20 protein-coding genes are annotated in these 18,187 nt (G+C 72.3%); 7 read left to right on the forward strand and 13 right to left on the reverse strand.

Annotated features, from left to right (window positions below; genetic code table 11):
• A partial coding sequence (locus AB0H81_RS36295) for an SDR family oxidoreductase (protein ID WP_358384186.1) occupies positions 1-822 on the reverse strand: 822 nt, incomplete at its 3' end.
• A gap of 93 nt (positions 823-915) precedes the next feature.
• Here AB0H81_RS36295 and AB0H81_RS36300 point away from each other — a divergent pair.
• Together AB0H81_RS36300 and AB0H81_RS36305 are read left to right on the forward strand one after the other, a co-directional pair.
• Positions 916-1,290 (forward strand): FKBP-type peptidyl-prolyl cis-trans isomerase, encoded by a 375-nt coding sequence (locus AB0H81_RS36300; RefSeq protein ID WP_358384189.1) that lies wholly within the window; start codon positions 916-918, stop codon positions 1,288-1,290.
• A gap of 176 nt (positions 1,291-1,466) precedes the next feature.
• Positions 1,467-2,990 (forward strand): ATP-dependent DNA ligase, encoded by a 1,524-nt coding sequence (locus AB0H81_RS36305; RefSeq protein WP_358384192.1) that lies wholly within the window; start codon positions 1,467-1,469, stop codon positions 2,988-2,990.
• A 197-nt stretch (positions 2,991-3,187) separates the two neighbouring features.
• Here AB0H81_RS36305 and AB0H81_RS36310 read toward each other — a convergent pair whose 3' ends face one another.
• The 3 genes from AB0H81_RS36310 to AB0H81_RS36320 all read right to left on the reverse strand — a co-directional run bounded on the left by AB0H81_RS36310 (position 3,188) and on the right by AB0H81_RS36320 (position 5,344).
• Positions 3,188-4,378: a hypothetical protein gene (locus AB0H81_RS36310; RefSeq protein WP_358384195.1), complete on the reverse strand. Its 1,191-nt coding sequence runs from the start codon at positions 4,376-4,378 to the stop codon at positions 3,188-3,190.
• Complete coding sequence (locus AB0H81_RS36315; RefSeq protein WP_358384198.1) at positions 4,378-4,908, reverse strand: SigE family RNA polymerase sigma factor; 531 nt, start codon at positions 4,906-4,908, stop codon at positions 4,378-4,380. The genes AB0H81_RS36310 and AB0H81_RS36315 overlap by 1 nt, the downstream gene beginning before the upstream one ends.
• A gap of 262 nt (positions 4,909-5,170) precedes the next feature.
• Positions 5,171-5,344 (reverse strand): hypothetical protein, encoded by a 174-nt coding sequence (locus AB0H81_RS36320; RefSeq protein ID WP_358384201.1) that lies wholly within the window; start codon positions 5,342-5,344, stop codon positions 5,171-5,173.
• Between the two features lie 202 nt (positions 5,345-5,546).
• Between AB0H81_RS36320 and AB0H81_RS36325 the strand changes: the two genes are divergently transcribed.
• Complete coding sequence (locus tag AB0H81_RS36325) at positions 5,547-6,323, forward strand: septal ring lytic transglycosylase RlpA family protein (protein WP_358384204.1); 777 nt, start codon at positions 5,547-5,549, stop codon at positions 6,321-6,323.
• A gap of 57 nt (positions 6,324-6,380) precedes the next feature.
• Here the strand turns inward: AB0H81_RS36325 and AB0H81_RS36330 are convergent, their stop codons facing one another.
• A complete protein-coding gene (locus tag AB0H81_RS36330; protein WP_358384206.1) occupies positions 6,381-6,965 on the reverse strand; it encodes a DUF1707 and DUF4870 domain-containing protein in 585 nt (194 codons plus the stop codon).
• 142 nt (positions 6,966-7,107) lie between these two features.
• Here AB0H81_RS36330 and AB0H81_RS36335 point away from each other — a divergent pair, with 142 nt between their 5' ends.
• The 3 genes from AB0H81_RS36335 (at position 7,108) to AB0H81_RS36345 (ending at position 8,646) form a co-directional block, all read left to right on the forward strand.
• On the forward strand, positions 7,108-7,452 hold the full coding sequence (locus tag AB0H81_RS36335) for a hypothetical protein (protein ID WP_253774283.1): 345 nt from the start codon (positions 7,108-7,110) through the stop codon (positions 7,450-7,452).
• 178 nt (positions 7,453-7,630) lie between these two features.
• On the forward strand, positions 7,631-8,074 hold the full coding sequence (locus AB0H81_RS36340; protein ID WP_358384210.1) for a GNAT family N-acetyltransferase: 444 nt from the start codon (positions 7,631-7,633) through the stop codon (positions 8,072-8,074).
• A 59-nt stretch (positions 8,075-8,133) separates the two neighbouring features.
• A complete protein-coding gene (locus tag AB0H81_RS36345; protein ID WP_358384212.1) occupies positions 8,134-8,646 on the forward strand; it encodes a hypothetical protein in 513 nt (170 codons plus the stop codon).
• Between the two features lie 310 nt (positions 8,647-8,956).
• Here the strand turns inward: AB0H81_RS36345 and AB0H81_RS36350 are convergent, their stop codons facing one another.
• From AB0H81_RS36350 to AB0H81_RS36375, 6 genes are all read right to left on the reverse strand, one after another.
• Positions 8,957-10,303, reverse strand: coding sequence for a DUF4192 domain-containing protein (locus AB0H81_RS36350; protein ID WP_358384215.1), 1,347 nt, complete (start codon positions 10,301-10,303; stop codon positions 8,957-8,959).
• 537 nt (positions 10,304-10,840) lie between these two features.
• Positions 10,841-11,599, reverse strand: a complete 759-nt coding sequence (locus AB0H81_RS36355; RefSeq protein WP_358384218.1) for an EI24 domain-containing protein — start codon at positions 11,597-11,599, stop codon at positions 10,841-10,843.
• Between the two features lie 10 nt (positions 11,600-11,609).
• Positions 11,610-12,191, reverse strand: coding sequence for a nucleoside triphosphate pyrophosphatase (locus AB0H81_RS36360; protein WP_358384220.1), 582 nt, complete (start codon positions 12,189-12,191; stop codon positions 11,610-11,612).
• A 16-nt stretch (positions 12,192-12,207) separates the two neighbouring features.
• Complete coding sequence (locus tag AB0H81_RS36365; protein ID WP_358384222.1) at positions 12,208-12,771, reverse strand: DUF937 domain-containing protein; 564 nt, start codon at positions 12,769-12,771, stop codon at positions 12,208-12,210.
• Between the two features lie 82 nt (positions 12,772-12,853).
• Positions 12,854-14,782, reverse strand: a complete 1,929-nt coding sequence (gene ftsH, locus AB0H81_RS36370) for an ATP-dependent zinc metalloprotease FtsH (RefSeq protein WP_358384225.1) — start codon at positions 14,780-14,782, stop codon at positions 12,854-12,856.
• A 37-nt stretch (positions 14,783-14,819) separates the two neighbouring features.
• Positions 14,820-15,839 carry a hypothetical protein gene (locus tag AB0H81_RS36375; protein ID WP_358384228.1) on the reverse strand — a complete coding sequence of 340 codons (1,020 nt, stop codon included), beginning with the start codon at positions 15,837-15,839 and terminating at the stop codon, positions 14,820-14,822.
• Between the two features lie 110 nt (positions 15,840-15,949).
• Here AB0H81_RS36375 and AB0H81_RS36380 point away from each other — a divergent pair, with 110 nt between their 5' ends.
• Positions 15,950-16,915 (forward strand): DUF3616 domain-containing protein, encoded by a 966-nt coding sequence (locus tag AB0H81_RS36380; RefSeq protein WP_358384231.1) that lies wholly within the window; start codon positions 15,950-15,952, stop codon positions 16,913-16,915.
• On the opposite strand, the gene AB0H81_RS36385 is transcribed toward AB0H81_RS36380, so the two are convergent.
• Positions 16,905-17,564, reverse strand: coding sequence for a peptidyl-tRNA hydrolase (locus AB0H81_RS36385; protein WP_358384234.1), 660 nt, complete (start codon positions 17,562-17,564; stop codon positions 16,905-16,907). The two genes, AB0H81_RS36380 and AB0H81_RS36385, sit on opposite strands and share 11 nt — an antisense overlap.
• On the reverse strand, positions 17,561-18,187 hold a 627-nt coding region (locus tag AB0H81_RS36390), incomplete at its 5' end, for an MFS transporter (protein WP_358384237.1). The genes AB0H81_RS36385 and AB0H81_RS36390, both read right to left, overlap by 4 nt.

An 18,187-nucleotide genomic window follows, 5' to 3' on the forward strand; every position in this document is an offset into this window, starting at 1 on the left:
CAGGTCGCCGGCCAGGAACACCGCGGCCGCCGCCGCGTCGGCGGGCTCGCCGAGCCGGCCGAGCGGGGGCAGCCGCACGGGCTCGAAGGGCGGCATCTCCTCACCTCCGGGCCGGCGCCCCGCCCCGCGACCGGCGCCGACGGCGGTTTCCGCCACGTCGGCGGGCCCGTCCGACGCACGGGCGGGCTCGTCCGCCGCACAGGCAGGCTCCTCCCCCGCACCCAGACCGGCGCCGGCGGCGCGCACGATCTCGCGCATGGCCAGCTCGCCCTCGGTGGGCAGGGCGTCGGGGGCGATCGCGTTGACGCGGACCCCGCGGGGCGCGAGCTCCAGCGCGAGCGAGCGGGTCAGGCTCTCCACCGCCGCCTTCATCGCCGCGTAGATCGCGAACCCCGGCGCCGCCTGGTGCGCCTCGCTGGACGTCACGTTGATGATCGAGGAGCCCTCGCCCATCATCGGCAGGAATCGCCTGATCATGCCGGTGACCTGGGTGAAGTTCTCCTCGACGAGCGTGCGCTCGCCGCGTTCGGACGTGCCCAGGAACGGGGCGTGGAAGGTACCGCCCGCGTTGTTGACCAGCACGTCCACCCGCCCCCACCGCTCCCGCACGGCCCCGGCGAACACCTCCACCGACACCGGGTCCCGTACGTCCAGCGTCATCGTGAGGTCGCCGTCCGGCGGCGTGAGGCGGTCGCACACCGCCACCTCCGCGCCGAACGCCGCGAACGCCCGGGCGATCGCGCGGCCCAGCCCGCGCGCCCCGCCGGTGACCACGGCGACGCGCCCGGTGAGCAGGATCCCATCAGGTGTAAGGGCGGCCATGGACGATGACGATATCCCGAGCGCATAGAGTCGTCGGGTTGCCCGTTCACAAGGTCAACACCAGCATCAGCAATCGTCTATCAGGAGCACTTCGTGGCACTCGATAAGCCGGAAATCGACTTCCCGGAGGGCCAGCCGCCCGCCGACCTGGAGATCGTCGACATCGTCGAGGGGGACGGCCCCGAGGCCAAGCCCGGCCAGAACGTCAGCGTCCACTACGTGGGCGTCGCCTTCTCGACCGGTGAGGAGTTCGACGCGTCGTGGAACCGCGGCCAGGCGTTCGAGTTCCCGCTGGGCGCCGGCCGGGTCATCGCCGGCTGGGACCGCGGCGTCGCGGGCATGAAGGTCGGCGGCCGGCGCAAGCTGGTCATCCCGCCGCACCTGGGTTACGGCAACGCCGGCGCCGGCAGCCGCATCAAGCCGGGAGAGACGCTCATCTTCGTGGTGGACCTCCTGGGCGTGCGGTAGCCGTCACGGCATCCGGCACGGCCGGGCCTCCCCAGCGGGGGCCCGGCCGCCGCTGTCGTCCGTTGTCCGTGCCTGTTGCCCGTTGCCACTTGCCCGTTCGAAGCGCCCCCGGGACGGGTGAATCGGCGGCACCCCGAGGTGGGGAAATGTCGGTGTCGTGAGGCACCATAGGCGTTGTGCTACTGATCGACGTGGTGCGGGTCTCGGAGGCGGTGACGCGGACATCGGCCCGCCTGGGCAAGATCGGCCATCTGGCCGAGCTGCTCGGCAGGGTGGGCCCCGGAGAGGCGGAGACCGCGATCTCCTATCTGTCCGGTGAGCTGCCTCAACGCCAGATCGGAGTGGGCTGGCGCACACTCCAGGACCTGCCGCAGCCCAAGCTCGCCGCCACGGCCACGCTGGCCGGCGTCGACACGCGGCTGAGCGCGATCAAGGCCGTGTCCGGTCAGGGCTCTCAGGCCGCGCGCAAGGGGCTGGTCGACGAGCTGTTCGCGGGGCTGACGAGCCAGGAGCAGGCGTTCATGCTGCGGCTGCTCAGCGGCGAGCTGCGGCAGGGCGCCCTCGACGGCGTGATGATCGAGGCGGTGGCCAAGGCGTCCGGCGCCCCGTCGGCCGACGTGCGGCGGGCGCTGACGCTGCGCGGCTCGCTGCCCGCCGTGGGCGCGGCGGCGCTCGCGGGCGGTGTGGACGCGCTGCGGGGGTTCCGGCTGGAGGTGGGGCGGGCGGTGTCGCCCATGCTGGCCGGCAGCGCCCCCAACGTCGCCGCCGCCCTGGCCAAGGCGGGCGCGCCCGCCGCCCTGGAGTGGAAGCTCGACGGCGTGCGCGTGCAGGCCCACCGCTCCGACGGTGAGGTCAGGATCTTCACCCGCACGCTCGACGACATCACCGCGCAGGTTCCCGAGCTGGTCGAGGCCGTGCTGGCCCTCCCGGTGGACGACGTGGTGCTCGACGGCGAGGTGATCGCGCTGCGTCCCGACGGGCGGCCGCACCCGTTCCAGGTGACGGCGAGCCGCGCCACGAGCAAGCTCGACGTGGCGCGCCTGCGCGAGCAGACACCGCTCAGCGTGTTCTTCTTCGACGCGCTGCGGGTCGGCGGCGACGACCTCCTCGACCTGCCGTACGAACGCAGACAGGAGGCGCTGAGCCGCACGGTCCCGCCGGAGCTGCTGACGCCCCGGCTGGTCACGGCCGACGTGGCCGAGGCGGAGCGGTTCTTCGCCGACGTGGTCAGAGCCGGGCACGAGGGCCTGGTCGTCAAGTCGCTGACCTCCGCCTACGCCGCGGGCCGCCGCGGCGCGGGATGGGTGAAGGTGAAGCCGCGCCACACGCTCGACCTCGTCGTCCTCGCCGCCGAGTGGGGGCACGGGCGGCGCCAGGGCAAGCTGTCCAACCTGCACCTGGGCGCCCGTGACCCGGAGGGCGGGTTCGTGATGCTCGGCAAGACGTTCAAGGGGCTGACCGACGAGCTGCTGGCCTGGCAGACGGAGCGGTTCCTGGAGCTGGCCGAGGGGCCGACCGACGCGTGGACGGTGACGCTGCGCCCGGAGCTGGTGGTGGAGATCGCCTTCGACGGGGTGCAGCGCTCGCCCCGCTACCCGGGCGGCATGGCGCTGCGCTTCGCCCGCGTCCTGCGCTACCGCCCCGACAAGCGGGCGCAGGACGCCGACACGGTGGAGACGGTCCGCTCCCTCATGCTGTAGACGCCGGCGCGCCCGGCCCTCCGACACGCCTCGCGACCCGGCACGCTCGGGACCCGCCATACTCGGGACTCGGCACGCTCGGGACCCGGCACGCCCGGAACCCGGCACGCCACGAACCCGGCACGCCCAGAACCCGGCACGCCCGGAACCCGGCACGCTCGGCCCCGGCGTGCCGAAGATGCCGATGCCGGCAGCCTTCACATGCCGGGGATGGCCACGGCGCCGGACCAGCCGCGGAAGGTGTAGGTGCCGACCTTGCGCACCTTGCCGGTGGTGACGTCGATCGCGTAGGCGGTCTCCCCTATCCTGGCCGGCTGCGTGGGTTTCCTCTCCCACTGGGGTCTGTCGGTGACCACGGCGGTGACGAGCACTTCGGCGGACCCATGCCAGGACCCGATCCGCCACGGCCTGAAGCCCTCGGGCGCGTCGCGGAACTTGACCCTTCGCAGCACCTTGCCGGTCGTGGCGTCCACGGTGACGATCGTGTCGTCGAGCCGTGTCTGGCGGGTGCCGTCCGCGGACGACACGTGACCGTCCATATAGGCCACGGTGCGCCCGTCGGGGGCCAGGTGGCTCAGCGAGCTCTCCTCCGGGGTGGTGAAGGGCCGCACCCGGCCGCCCTCCAGCAGCCCGTACCGCGACATGTCGTCCGTGACGATCACCCGGGTGCCGCCGCGGGCCACGCTCATCGGCTGCCAGCCTTGAGGCACGTCGGTGACCTTCCCGGTCTCCATGTCGACGACGGCCCGCAGCCGGCCGTTCAGGGTGAGGTAGCGGCCTTCGGGCGAGAGTTTGATCAACGACGCGCTCTTCACCATCTCCTCCTCCGGGAAGGTGCGCGGGGTCAGCCAGATCCGCCCGCTCGCCAGATCCCGGACGGCGAACCTCTCCTCCTCAGCGCTGTAGTACGCGATCCGGCGGCCGTCCGGGGTGATCTCCAGGGGGGCGGCGGTGTTCATGTAGTTCGCCTCGGTCTGGTCGAGGTAGACGCTCGCCGCCTCCGGCATCCGGTACGTCTCCCCTGTGCGGGTCACCACGTGCCACTGCACGCAGTCCCGGTCGGCGAAGGACGCCCCCTGCCCGGGATGCCATTTCTCCCCGCACCAGTCGTAGTAGGCGTGGCTCAGGGGGCCCACGCCTGAGGCGGGCAGCACGGCTCCGTCCGGCGTCTCGCGGACGACCGTGGCCGTCCGGTCGTTCCCGACCTGGCCCTCCAGGCCGTACCAGGTGAACGTGCCCGCGAGGCACACCGCCAGCGCGCCCCCGGCGAGGGCGGTCCGGCGGCGCCTGCGCGCCGCCCGCCCGGAGGCGACGGCACGGCGCACGTCCACGGTCGTCGGCGGCTGCTCCTCGGCCGCCAGCGTGTCGAACAGGTCCTTGGTGTCCATCAGCGCTCTTCCGTGTGCGTCAGGTGCGGGTACGGCACGTAGGAGTAGGACGGCCCGAGCTCCGCGCGCAGGGCGGCCAGGCCGCGGGCGGTCTGGCTCTTGACGGTTCCGGTGCTGCATCCCAGCACGTGAGCGGTCTGCTCGACGCTCAGGTCGCAGTGGAAGCGCAGCACCAGCGTGGCCCGCTGGCGCGACGGCACGGCCGACAGCGCCCGGCGCAGGTCCAGGGCGAGGTCGCGGTCGCCGCCGTTGTTCTTCGCGGGGGCGGCGGGCGGCGCGTGGGTGACCCGTACGCGCGAGAACCAGCCGCCCCGCTGCTCGGCGAGGAAGACGCGGACGAGGATCACGCGGACGTACGCGTCGAGGTCGTCGGCGGCGCGCGCCCGCCGCCACTTGACGTACAGCCGCGTGATGGCGGTCTGCACCAGGTCGTCGGCCCGATGCCAGTCCTGGCACAGCAGGTACGCCACGCGGCGTAACCACGGCAGGCGCCCGCTCACGTAGGCGGTGTACTCGTCATCGGGGCTCATCGGACTCCCAGGGCTGTCCCGGGGGGATTGCTTTCACGCCCACCTGATGCGCCGAGCGGGGCGGGCGGTTGCACCGTATCCGGAAATTTCCGGACGACTCCGGCGGTGGCGTGCAGGTGCTGCTGGTCTCCCGGACGCTTCGGCCGACCGCCCGCGTGATCGACGATGGCGCCCGCGCGGACACCGCGGCAATGACGCGGAAGGTAATGGAGGAAATGACGTGGAGGGTCATGAAATCGGTTCGGTAGATCGGCCGGCGACGTCACTTCATCGCCCCCGCGGTCCGGTCGCCGATCAGCACCCGGGCTGCCCCGCGGATCATCACCAGACCGTGCCATAGCCGCGAAAGTAAAGGATCAAGAGGGCAGGAAGAAGACAGCAACCCAAAGAAGAGATCAAAAAGCGCTCGAACTGCAGATACGCCCATGATCAGCACTTAACAGCAATCTTGACCGCGGAGTGGGATATATCACTCAGCGTCGCATTAACTTGCCTTTACCTGCCTTTGGTCGCATATCTTCGTCCACGCCGCGGGGTGCACCGCCCTGCCCGCGGGATCGGCCGACGCGTGCCCCCTCACCCCATCCCCCCGTCTGGCCCTTCCCTGTCCTGTCCCCTACCTAGGACCGTGGTTCCCCTTGGGTCAGCACTCCCAGAAGCCTCACTCCGAGCGCCCCCTGAGCCGGCTGACGGCTCCCGGAAGGCGCCGCTGGACCACCGTGGCCGCCGGTGCCGCCCTCCTGGCCGTCGCGTCCACCACCGCCTGGGCCGTCTCCGACGACGAGCCGACCACCACCGTGGCCCTCGCCTCGGACCCCTCCCCCGCCACGGCGACGGCCACCCCGGCCGCCCCCACACCGGCCACTCCGACCTCGGCGTCTCGTGCCGCGGCCGCTCCCGTCCCGGACGCGACGCGGCCGTCCGCGTCGGCCACCACGGCGCCGCCCACCTCGGAATCCCCGCGTACGTCCGCGGCCAAGCCGCCGGCTCCCGCCAAGCCCGAGACTCCCGCGAAGCCGAAGACCGCCGCGGCGCCCGTCGCCGAGGCCAAGGCCAGGACCGTCAAGACCAAGCCCGTCAAGGCCAAGACGGTGACGGCCGCCAAGCACACGTCCAAGAAGAAGGTCGTGGCCTCGGGCACGTGCGGGGCCTCCTACTACGCCGAGGGTCAGATGACGGCCAGCGGCGAGCGGTTCAACCCGTCGGCGATGACCGCCGCCCACAAGACGCTCCCCCTGGGCAGCCGCGTCCGCGTCACGAACCTCCGCAACGGCGACTCGGTCACGGTGCGCATCAACGACCGCGGCCCGTACGTGGGCGGCCGCTGCCTCGACCTGTCCCGCGCCGCCTTCGCCGCCATCGGCAACGTCGGGGCGGGCGTGATGCGGGTCAAGTACGAGGTCCTGGCCCGCTGACCCCTCCGGCGCGCCGCGCGCGGCAGGCTTCCTCCCGCGCCACCCCCCCGGCGCCGGCTACTTCACCATCCGCAGCGTCAGCGGGTAGCGGAACGCGCCATGCGACAGGGCCGAGATGCCGCCCACGATCGAGAGGACGAACCCGGCCACCCAGATCACCGGTACGAGGACGATGCCGACGAACGTCAGCGGCAGCAGGATCGTCGCCCCGATCAGGGTGAGCTGGAAGTTCAGCGCCTCCACCGCGTGGCTGCGGATGTACGGGGACGTCTTGCCTGCGGTGAGCATGAGCAGGAGCGGCCCGACGACGGGAAAGCCGAACACCGCGAGCAGGTGGGCGGCTGAGGCGCCGAGGCGTTCGGCGCCGTCCGTCGGCGCCTGCGGGCGCACCGGCGCCGGCATGGGCCGCACCAGGGGCACGGCATGCGAGCCGTACAGCTCCGTCATGATGGGCATCAGGTCGCCGTGCGTACGCGCGGTCATCGCGCGCTCCAGGCGCTCGTCGAACTCTAACTTGTCGAAACGCCCCTCCGCGTAGGCCGTCTTCACGTGCTCGACGACGTGCTCACGGTCCTGGTGGGTGACGCGCAGGTGTGCCGGTGGCACCTGTCCCGGGCCCGGGGGTGTGGGTACCCCAGCCATGGCGACCATGCCTCTCCTTTGGATCGAGCTGTCACTGCCAATACTGCTTCGTGCCGGATTTGGTGGCCATCAGGAAAATCCCGGATGTGTCCCCTAGATCGGCCCCGACGCGCCGGTCGCTTTGACGGTATAAAAAGGATCCATGAGATGGCGAGACCGCTATGGCATCCGGCGGCTGCGCGGTTCCAGGGTCGCGAAGTTCGACCGCGAGGCGACGGACGCCGACATCGAGGCGCTCATCGCCTTCGCCCGGTCGCGGCGTGGCGTCGAGTTCTATGTCGAGCCCGAGACGTTCGCCACGGACACCACGGCCGTCGCGGTGGCCGACGACGGCGAGTGGACCCGCCGCCGGGTCGGCTCTCCGGCGGTCATCCACAAGGTGGCCCGGGATCTCGCGCTCCCGGTGTACGACGTCCAGCTCACCGGCTATCCGCCACGCATGCGGGCCTACAACGAGCGGCGCCGTCGTGAGCAGGACGGGGTCTGACACGCTTGCCCCGCCGTACTTCTGGGCCGGCACGCCCGGCTCGTCGGCTCGCAAAGGTGCCGAAGGCACTGAACCGGATACGCATGATGCCCCTTCTTTCCCTTCAGTTCGTCCCTTTCGGCATTTTGTGCCCGCTGCGAATTCTGCGGGATGGTGACGGGTTCCGTACCATATCGGCATGTTGATCCAGGAACGGCTCCCCGCTGACGGCGAGCTGGCGAAGCTGCTCGACGCGGCGTTCCAGGAGCTGGTGGACCGGTACGGGCCCGAGGGCCGCTCCCAGGTCGCCCCGGACGCCAGGTTTCTCGTCGCCACAGTCGAGGATCGTGCGGTCGGGTGCGGGTGTGTGCAGCCTCTCCTTGAGGACACGGGTGAGCTCAAGCGCATGTACGTGGCGCCGGAGCACCGTGGACGCGGGGTCGCCCGGACACTGCTCGCCGCGTTGGAGGAGCTGGCCCGTGAGCTGGGGTACCGGCGCCTGCGCCTCGCCACGGGGGTGTTGCAGCCCGAGGCCATCTCGCTGTACGAGAGCAGTGGCTACGGGCTGACGGAGGCGTACGGGAAGTATGTGGACGCGCCGCTGACCCGCTGCTACGAGAAGTCCCTGGTACCGGCCGTCTGAGGCACCCCGCCTGAGGCACTCCGCCTGAGGCACCCCGTCTGAGACCGGTCCGGGCGCTGTTGGACCGGCTCGAACCTGCTCCGGCTCTCGTCCTCAATCGGCTCAGCGACGTTCTCGCCGTCACCACCGGCTACGAGCGGCTCGCCGGCCCCCTCGGACTGCTGGACGCCGAAGATCCCCATCTGACCCGGTACATCTTCACCGACACCAGATCCCGGACCGCCTTCCCCGAGTGGGAGCGGGTCGCCGACCAGCATGTCGCCCTACTCAAGATCGAGTCTTCCCGGGCGGACCCGCTCATCGCCGAGTTCACCGACGAACTCGCCCTCACCGCCGGTGCACTGTTCACAGATCGCATGCGGGCCCGCTCCACGCTGCCCCGCCGTACTGGTGTCGAGCGATGGGACCACCCGGAGGCCGGCGAGCTCCGCTTGGCCTTCGAAACCATGGAGCTCTCCGACGCGGACGAACAGCGCCTGGTCGTCTACCTCCCCGCAGACGAAGCCTCGTCGGCCGCCCTCGACCAGCTCACCGGCCGCCACCCCGGCGCACTGCGCGTGGTCGCGACCTGATGGCCGGCGCGCATCGGGCCGGCAGGATGCGTGACGCTTCCCGGCCAAGGCGGATCGTCCGCCCCGGGCAGGCGGTGCAGATAGTCCAGGCGTTCTCGGATCGGCCAGCGCCGCGTCTTGCTGCTCGTCATCCTGGGCCTGGCCGCTCCTGGTCGTGCGTCTCTTGCTGCTCGTCATCATGCGTCTGACCGCTCCTGGTCCGGCGTCTCTTGCTGCTCGTCATCTCCCACGCAAGGGCGGGTGAGGCCGTCGTATCGCGTGTCGCGGACCTCTGTTCGCCCGTGACGGGACACTGTCGGGTGGACCGTGGTCAGGCGGCCTGAGCGCGGTCCTTCTGCGCGGCGGCTTGGGGCTGTCTCTGGCGCTCTCCGGTGGACTGGGGATGGGCCCGCTCCTCCGAGGCGGCTGGCAGGCGGTCCCGCTCCCCCAGCGCGGACGGCAGGCGGTCCCGCTCCCCCAGGGCGGAGCGGCCTCGATCCTCCGTGACGGCCCGGTCGTGGCGCTTCTGTCGGCCGGCCGGCGGACGGTCTTCCTCGAAGGCGGGCGGGTGGTCTTCCTCGAAGGCGGGCGGGTGGTCTTCCTCGAAAGTGGCTGAGGGGTGGTCGTCCTCGTCCAGGGTGGACAGCAACGGGAGGAGCCAGGCGGCGTGGGCGGGGCCCATGGCGGTGTCGAGCTCGGCCGGTGTGGGGAGGCGTCCGCTCAGCATGTCCGGGGAGAGCAGGCACTGCAGGGCGTGCATGAGCAGGTTGGCCATGGAGTAGGCCGGGTCGATGGTGAGGGCCCGTTCCAGGGCGATCGTGGCCAGGGTGCTGTCGCCCCCGCGCCAGCAGGCCATCGCGAACAGCGACGCGGCGGGCGGGACGAAGCGGGGCTCCAGTCTGCGGGTCAGGTCTTTCCACAGCCCCAGGTGGGTGGGGTCGGTGAGGGTCCAGGCCTCGTCGCGTACGCGGATGAGGGTCAGGTCGAGCCCGAGCCGGGCCGCCGTGGCGTCGTCGACGCGGTCCCCGGCGGCGTGCGCGGTCAGGGCCGTGTGGACCCTCGTCAGGCCGGCGGAGACGAACGCGGATGCGAAGGCGTCCGCGTCGCCGCACGCCGCGAGCCCGGCCCGCGCCTCCGCCACGGCGTCGGCCGTCGCCCGCCGCATCGCCAGGCGGACGGGGCCGGTGGCCGGCGCGATGGTGCGTTCGAGGGAACGGCGGTCGGGCAGGGCCACCAGGCCACGCACCGTCGCCTCGGCCGCGACACGGCTGGTGCTCGGGTCGTACGGCATGCCCTGGGGAGGGCAGCACTGCGGCAGGTCGCACACGTACGACCAGTAGCGCCCCTCGTGGGCCCGGAGCGCCTCGTCCACCGCCACCCCGGCCTCGGCCGCCAGCGATCTGGCCTCGTCGACGGCCGGAGTGACCTGCCCCCCGGGGCCGTAGCCGACGACGATGACCCGGTCGACGCCCTCCCGCTCCCACAGGTGTCTGAGCGGGGCCAGCGTGCCGGACGGGAACGGGAGGTTCCAGCGGACGGCCACCTTGACCTGACCCTGGGCGAGGCCGACCACGATGAGGCTGTCGGCCGGGTGGAAGCCCACGAGGTACGGCACGGCGGCGAGGACGTCGGCGGGGCCGGCCAGGGTGAGGGCGGGCTCGGAGGTGTTGGTCGTCATGGCGGAGAGAGTGCCGGAGGGGGGTGTCCCGGCGACCGGCCGAACGGTTTTCTGGGGATGGGGGCGGCAGTGGGGGTGGCTGCTGTGGATAACGGTCCGGCCCTGGTGCGGGATGGCACGCGAGTTCGCCGTTTCAGGCTCGGCTGGGGGTCTCGGTCTCGTTTCAGGCGTCCAACCGAATCGCCTCGGAGCCCCTCCACTCTCAGGCGTCCAGAACCGCCTCGGAGCCCCAAGGCTGTGGCTCTCCTCTCAGGCGAGAACCGCCTCGGAGTCCCAAGGCTGTGGTTCGGGCATCGAGGGCATCGTGGTCGCCCCTCGGAGGCCCCGCCCAGCCGGCTCGCGACGCCTCCTGGGCTGGGGAACTCTTGCCACGCGTCCCGAGCCGTCTCGGCAGCTCTGGGCTGCGGCATCTCCCCCAGGGGCGGGCTCGCGAGCCCCAAGGCCGCTGTGGTTCTCGTCTGCGAGGTCTCGAGAGACGGCGACGAGGCCAGCCGACGCGCTCCATGCGGCAGCGTCCCCACAGGCGAGGGCGAGTGACTACGACCTGGGCGTCGCAGGCGCGGGCGCGCCGTCCGCGAGTTCCGCGCGTACCAGCAGAGCCGCCCCCGCCACCGCCGCCGGCATCGCCACCACCGCCACGAACGGCACCAGGAACAGGACGAACACCGACACCCCGAACCCCAGCGACAGCCCCTTGCGGCCGCGCAGCAGCGCGAAGCGTTGCCTGCGGGCGTACCCGCGCCGCTCCAGCGCCAGCGTCGTCAGCTCGGCTGACAGGAAGAAGCCCGACACCGCCGCCCCCAGCACCGGCACCACCGTCTGCCCCACCACCGGGATGAACCCGAGGAAGAACAGCGGCACGCTGAACACCATCACCCAGCCCAGCGTCACCAGGCTGTCCCTGAGGGAGCGCGGGATCGTGCGCCACCACGGCTCGTCCGCCTCGCCCGGCACCTCGTCCACGGCCGCCGAGAGCTTCTCGTAGAACGGCTCGCCGATCGCCAGCGTCACGGCGGTGAACGTGATCACCGCGAGGGCGAGACCGCCCAGGAAGAGCATCACCTGCACCATCACCCGGAACGCGTCGCGCCACGCCCACGTGTTGGCGAACGGCGTCAGCGACTCGGCCAGCCCGGAGGCGTTGGTGCCCAGGTAGACGAGCCCGGCCACGTAGATGGCGAAGGCGATGAACGCGGGGATCAGCCCGAACAACCACCACCGGCCGTGCCGGGCGACCCACCCCGCTCCCTGGAAGAAGAAGCCCACGCCCGCCAGGAAGTCGCGCACTGATCGCATGCCCGGCAGGCTAGCGCCAGAACGACGTCACCGCGTAGCCCAGGTCGTCGAGCAGCCGCCGGATCAGCGGCAGCGAGATGCCGAGCACGTTGCCGTGGTCGCCCTCGATGCTGTCGACGAACCAGCCGCCCCGCCCCTCGATGCTGAACGCGCCGGCCAGGCCGAGCGGCTCGCCCGTGGCGGCGTAGGCGGCGATCTCCTCGTCGCCGGGCTGGCCGAAGCGGATGACGGTCGTGGCCACCTCGGCGACCTGCCGGCCGGCGGCCACGTCGATGACGCAGTGGCCCGTGACCAGGCGGCCCGTCCGGCCGCGCAGCACGCGCCAGCGCTCCACGACCTCCTCCTCGGAGGCGGGCTTGCCGTACGGCCTGCCGTCGAGCTCCAGGATCGAGTCGCAGCCGATGACCAGCCCTTCGTCGAGCCCGCCCGCCACGGCCGCCGCCTTGGCCTTGGCCAGTTCGAGGGCGAGGGCGGCGGGCGAGTGGGCGGAGTACGCCTCCTCGTCCACCCCGCTGACGATGACCTTGGGGTCGAGCCCGGCGCTGCGGAGAAGGGCCAGGCGGGCGGGAGATTGTGAGGCCAGAACGATCACCGTCCCAGCTTACCGGTCACCAATCCACCTGCGGCCGGGGCCTGGTGCGGGCGCGGAGCGGGGCCGGCGGGCCGTACACGCCGTCGAGCAGGGACTCGACGAAGTCGGTCAGGCGCAGCGGCAGCGCGGCCTGCTCGCGGTGCAGGACGTCGGCGACGTCCCGGGCGTCCATGTCGTGTTCGGCGGCGTGACAGGCCAGCACCGACATGACCATGGGCGCGACGAGCGGAAGGATCTTCATGAGGGCCGCCGGGTCGGCCCCCGCGAGGCGGGACAGCTCGGCGGCGGCCTGCTCGGTGCCCTGGGCGCCGAGCACGTGCCCGAGGATGCTCTGCCCGTCACGCGTGAGGGACGCGACGTCGCCGTTGAAGGGATCGGCGTCCACGTGGTCCTCCAGCGCGCCCCGCAGCGCCTCGGCGCCGTCGGGGTCGTCGGTGTTGCGGGCCAGGCCGCCGACGACGGTGCCGGTGACCACCTGGAGCACGGTGCGCGTGGTGGCCGTGCAGGTGCCGAGCATCCCGGCGAACTGCTCCAGGCCGGGGTCGCCGAGCCGGTCGAGGATCTCATCGGTCAGGGTCATGAGAGTCCCCCGTTCCTTCTGCCGAGGCGTTCCCCTGACTGGATCCGACTACTGTCCGTTTTCTACTAAATGTCGGAAAAGGCTAGCTCTCGACCGGCTGGGGCTCGCGCGTCAGGCCCGCCGCCGCGTACGCGTCGGCCTCGTCGAGCGTCTCGTGCTCCAGCAGCGCCGTGACGATCCCGTCGAGCTTGCCCCGGTGCTCCCGCAGCACGTCGAGGGCCCGCTCGTAGCACTCGTCCACGATGCGCCGGGCCTCCTCGTCGACCATCGCGAGCGTGGCGGGCGAGGCCTGGGGCTGCTGGCCGTCGTTGGGCAGGATGGTCAGCGGGCCGACCTTCTCCGACATGCCCCAGCGGCCCACCATGCCACGCGCGATCATGGTGACCTGCTCCAGGTCGTTCTCCGCGCCGGTGGTGACCACGCCGAAGACCACCTGCTCGGCGGCCATCCCGCCGAGCGCGCCGACGATGCGGCCGCGCAGGTACTGCTCGTCGTAGGCGTAACGGTCGGTGTCGGGGGTGGACAGCGTGACACCGAGCGCCCGCCCGCGCGGGATGATCGAGATCTTGCGCACCGGGTCGGCGCCGGGCTGGAGCATGCCGAGCAGGGCGTGGCCGGCCTCGTGGTAGGCGGTGCGGTTGCGCTCCTCCTCCGGCATCACGATGCTGCGCGCCGCGCCGAGCTGCAGCTTCTCCAGCGCGTCGGCGAAGTCGCCGCTGCTGACCTTCTCCTTGCCGCGCTTGGCGGCGAGCAGGGCCGCCTCGTTGACGAGGTTGGCGAGGTCGGCGCCGGTCATGCCGGGCGTGGTGCGGGCGATGCGCTCCAGGACGACCGAGCCGTCAAGCGGCACGCCGCGCGTGTGGACCTCCAGGATGGCGATGCGGCCGGCGGCGTCCGGCAGCCCCACCTGGACGGTGCGGTCGAAGCGGCCGGGCCGCAGCAGCGCCGGGTCGAGGACCTCGGGGCGGTTGGTGGCGCCGATGACGATGACGCCTTCGGCGCCGGAGAAGCCGTCCATCTCGGTGAGGATCTGGTTGAGCGTCTGCTCGCGCTCGTCGTGGCCGCCGATGCCGCCGGCGCCGCCGCGGGCGCGTCCGATGGCGTCGATCTCGTCGATGAACACGATCGACGGCGCGACCTTGCGCGCCTCCTCGAACAGGTCGCGCACGCGCGAGGCCCCCACGCCGACGATCATCTCGATGAACTCGGAGGCGCTGGCGGAGAAGAACGGCACCTTGGCCTCGCCGGCCACCGCCCGCGCCAGCAGGGTCTTGCCCGTGCCGGGAGGGCCGGCCAGCAGCACGCCCTTGGGCAGCTTGGCGCCGAGCCTGCGGTACTTGCCGGGGTCCTTGAGGTAGTCGACGATCTCGACGAGCTCGTTCTCGACCTCGTCGATGCCCGCGACGTCGTCGAACGTCACCCGCACCTGGCCGGCCTCGACCGGCTTGGCGGCCTTGGACTTGCCGAGCCCGCCGAGCCCGCCGCCGCCCATCATGCTGGCGCCCCTGCGCATGATCCAGATCCACAGCCCGGCCAGCAGCAGCACGGGCAGCAGCGACAGCAGGAGGTTGAGGAAGAAGCCGCGGCCGCCGTTGATGGGCTCGGCCTTGATGTCCACGCCCGAGCTCTGGAGCTGCTGCGAGAGCTGGTCGGTGTCGGCGAAGGCGGGGATCTCGGTGCGGAACTGGGTGTAGGCCTGGTTGCCGCTGTCGGGATCCTTGGCCGCGCTCTTGAGGTCGCCCTCCACGGACAGGCCGGTGGCGTAGATCTCCTTGACGTTCTTCGCGCTCACCTGCTGGGTGAACTGCGTGTACGAGATCGTCTCGACCTGGCTGTTGTCGAAGAACGACGACACCAGGAAGAACACGGCGTACACCACGAAAAGGGTGACGGCGAACCGCCACCAATTGATCTTGGGCCTGCCGCCGGGCGTGCCCGGCAGGCCCTCCGCCCGCCACGGCGGCTTGGACTTGCCCTTCTCCGGGGCCTGCGGCGTTCCAGAGCGTTCCACGGCGTCACTCCCCAAATCGCCGCATTACATGATCCTTCTACCCTAGGACACGCACTCCGGAAATGACGCGGGTCACGTCAGCCCACCGTTTCCGCTGCGTGTCAGGCACTGTCACGAACGCCAGACCAGGCTTCCGCATTCCCCCGTCGACCACGACCACGGCGGCACGAGAGCTGTGCTTGCCGTACTTCACCCGGTACATCAGCATCCAGCCCTTCTTGACCGGCTGGGAGGCGAGCCAGGTGACGGTGGCGCCCTTGGGGTGGTGGTTGAGCGTCCAGCGGGCGGCCAGCAGGGCGCTGTCGCGCGGCGCCTTCTGCGCCTCGATGGGCAGCGGGCAGGTCACGAACATGCCGCGCGACTGCGTGCCGCGCGTCGGGGGCAGCACCTGCCGGGTGGTGAACGGCGCCGGGCCGTACGTCTTCCAGGGCTTGCCGAGCCGCGGCACGGCCAGGCCGGAGCGCCGGTCCTTGACCGTGCGGCCGGCGGTGGCCTTGAGGGCGACGCGGCGGGCCTTGGCGGGCAACCGGGGGAGGCGGGCGTCGGCGTACAGGGCCTCCAGGGCGGTGTAGCCGGGCGCCAGCGTGGTGCCGGGCGTGGGGAGCGGCCGGCCGGTGGCCGCGAGCGGCGACGGCGTGAGGGTGGTCGAGACGGGAGCGGTCGCGGCGGGAGCGGTCGCGGCGGGAGCGGTCGCGGCGACGCCGTTCGGACCGGGGGTCGGCCCGTCCGTGGCCACGGACGTCGCCACGAGAGTGGCCACCATCGTGGGGACCGGACTCGAGCACTCCTGCGCCGAACAGGTCATCTCCGGGGTAGGGGCCGGCGTCTCCTGGGGCGGAGTGGCACCGGACGAGGACGGCTGGGCCGGTGGCGCGGTGATCGGCCCCGCGGCGACCTCGTCCGGCGTCGACGGGAGCACGAAGACCAGCCCGGCGGCGACGACCGCCGCCGCGGCGACCACGGCGAGCCCCCGGTACACGTCCCGCATCCGCAGATCGCCGATGCGGGAGCGCTTGGGCGGGGAGGCAGGGGAGCCCGAGCGCGCCACAGTCGTCACATCGGAACCGTCAGAACCCTTGGTCCCATCATCCCCTTGGAGCACGAGCGGAGCGTACGACATATCCCGCCATTCCGCTTGCGAAGCGACCGAAGTGAAATCATGGCCCCGTGGAACAGGTGGAGCTCCGATTCGACCCGGCCTCGCGCGAGGCCCGTACGCACACCAACCTGTCGGCGCTCCTGCGGGACGAGGCCGGTCTCTGGGTGGCCGGCGACGAGACCGCGACCGTCGAGCACCTGGTGTGGACCGGCGAGCGGTACGCGGGGCAGCGCACGTTCTTCCTGGACGACTACGTGCGGTTGCCCGCCGGGCGCGAGGACGAGGCCGACATCGAGGGCCTGGCCCTGGCCGACGGCCACCTGTGGGCCGTCGGCTCGCACAGCCTGAAGCGGCGGCGGGTCAAGTCCACGGACCCGGCCAAGGCGGCCCGCCGGCTGGCCACGGTGGTCAGGGAGGAGAACCGGTTCATCCTGGCCAGGCTGCCGCTGGACCCGGTCACGAACGCCCCGTTGCCCGGGTCGGTCCTGTCGGGCCGGGACGGCGTCGCCGCCCGGCTCGCGGACGACCCGCACCTGGCGCCGTTCCTGGCGCTGCCGGGCAAGGACAACGGCTTCGACGTGGAGGGCGTCGCGGTCGACGGCGAGCGGGTGTACCTGGGCCTGCGCGGCCCGGTGCTGCGCGGCTGGGCCCTGGTGCTGGAGATCCGGCCGGTGGAGGCGGGCGGCGGGCGGCTGCGCCTGGACGGTCCGGTCCGCAAGCACTTCCTCGACCTCGGCGGCCTCGGGGTGCGTGACATCGCCCCGTACGACGGCGACCTGCTGCTGCTCACGGGCCCCAGCATGAGCCTCGACGGGCCGGTGCGGGTGGTGCGCTGGCGGGCGCGGCACACCGGCGACCTGGTGCCGGCGGACGAGCTTGAGACGCTCGCCGAGCTGCCGCACGGGGTGGCCTGCGACCGCCCGGAGGGGCTCACTGTCCTGAGGGACGGCCGGCTGATGGTGGTCTACGACAGCCCGTCGCCCGCGCGGATCACCCCGGCGGGCGGCGTGCTGGCCGACGTCTTCACGGTCTAGACACCCGGCCGTACAGCCACGGCGCCTCCGCGACGAACGTGCACGACCCGGGCTCGATCTCGGTGAACCCGGCGTCGCGGACCACGGGCAGCCCGGCGGCGACGAGGGCGGCGAAGTCGTCCGGGGCGGCGGTGCGCGCGCTGACCGTGAGGCCGCGCTCCCGCCAGGCGTCGCGCTCGGCGCGGTCGCTGGCCCACCAGGCGAGCTGGGCGGCGTGCCCGGCCTGCGCCATCGCCTTGCCCGCCGACATGGACAGGCTCGGGTTGGCCCACAGGACGGGCGCCTCGGCCGGACCGAGCTCGTGGGTGTCGGTCAGCTCGGTGCCGGACACCTGGAGCCGCGCGAGGTCGCGCGGCCAGGCGTCGAGCGGCACGGGAGGGTGGACGCGCACCTCGGCCGTGCGGTGCTCGACCGTACGGCCGGGCAGCGCCGACGCCCGGTGCCATTCGGCGCCCCGGGCCCGGCGCACGACCTTGCGGATCTTGCCCGTGGACTGCCAGGCGCGCAGCTCGTCCGTCCACTCCCCCGGGTCGTCGAGCACGCTCAGCACGGCCATCGCCGCGGCCTCCAGGGCGTCGGTGCGCTCGGGGGGAGCGGCCCGCTCGATCCTGACGACGAGGGGCAGGACCATCAGTTCGGAGTCGTTCATCGCCCCCTAGCATGCCGGATGGCCAGCGACATGCCGGTGGCGGCCAGGCACAGCAGGCCGGAGCCGTACCACGCGAGGTCGTAGGCGCCGAGGTGGTCGCGGGTCAGGCCGGCGGCCACGGCGGCGAAGGCGGCACCCACCTGGTGCGAGCCGAACACCCAGCCGAACACGACCGCGCCGTCGGCCCCGTACGCCTGCCGGCACAGCGCCACGGTCGGCGGCACGGTGGCCACCCAGTCGAGGCCGTAGAACACGATGAAGATCAGCATGCTGGGCTCGGTGGTCGCCGCGAACAGGCTCGGCAGCACCATGAGCGACAGCCCGCGCAGCCCGTAGTAGACGGCGAGCAGCACCCGGGGGTCGATCCGGTCGCTCAGCCACCCGGAGGCGATCGTGCCGGCGACGTCGAAGATCCCGACGACGGCGAGCAGGCCCGCGGCGGTCGGCTCGGCCATGCCGTGGTCGTGCGCGGCGGGGATGAAATGGGTGCCGACCAGGCCGTTCGTGCTGGCGCCGCAGATGGCGAAGCCGCCCGCGAGCAGCCAGAACGGCCGGGTCCGCGCCGCCGAGCGCAGCACCGACAGCGCGCGCAGCGCGGCGTTGCCCGTGGCCGGCGCCACGCG

The organism is Nonomuraea sp. NPDC050691, from assembly GCF_040654455.1.
In the GTDB taxonomy this organism is placed as follows: Bacteria; Actinomycetota; Actinomycetes; order Streptosporangiales; family Streptosporangiaceae; genus Nonomuraea.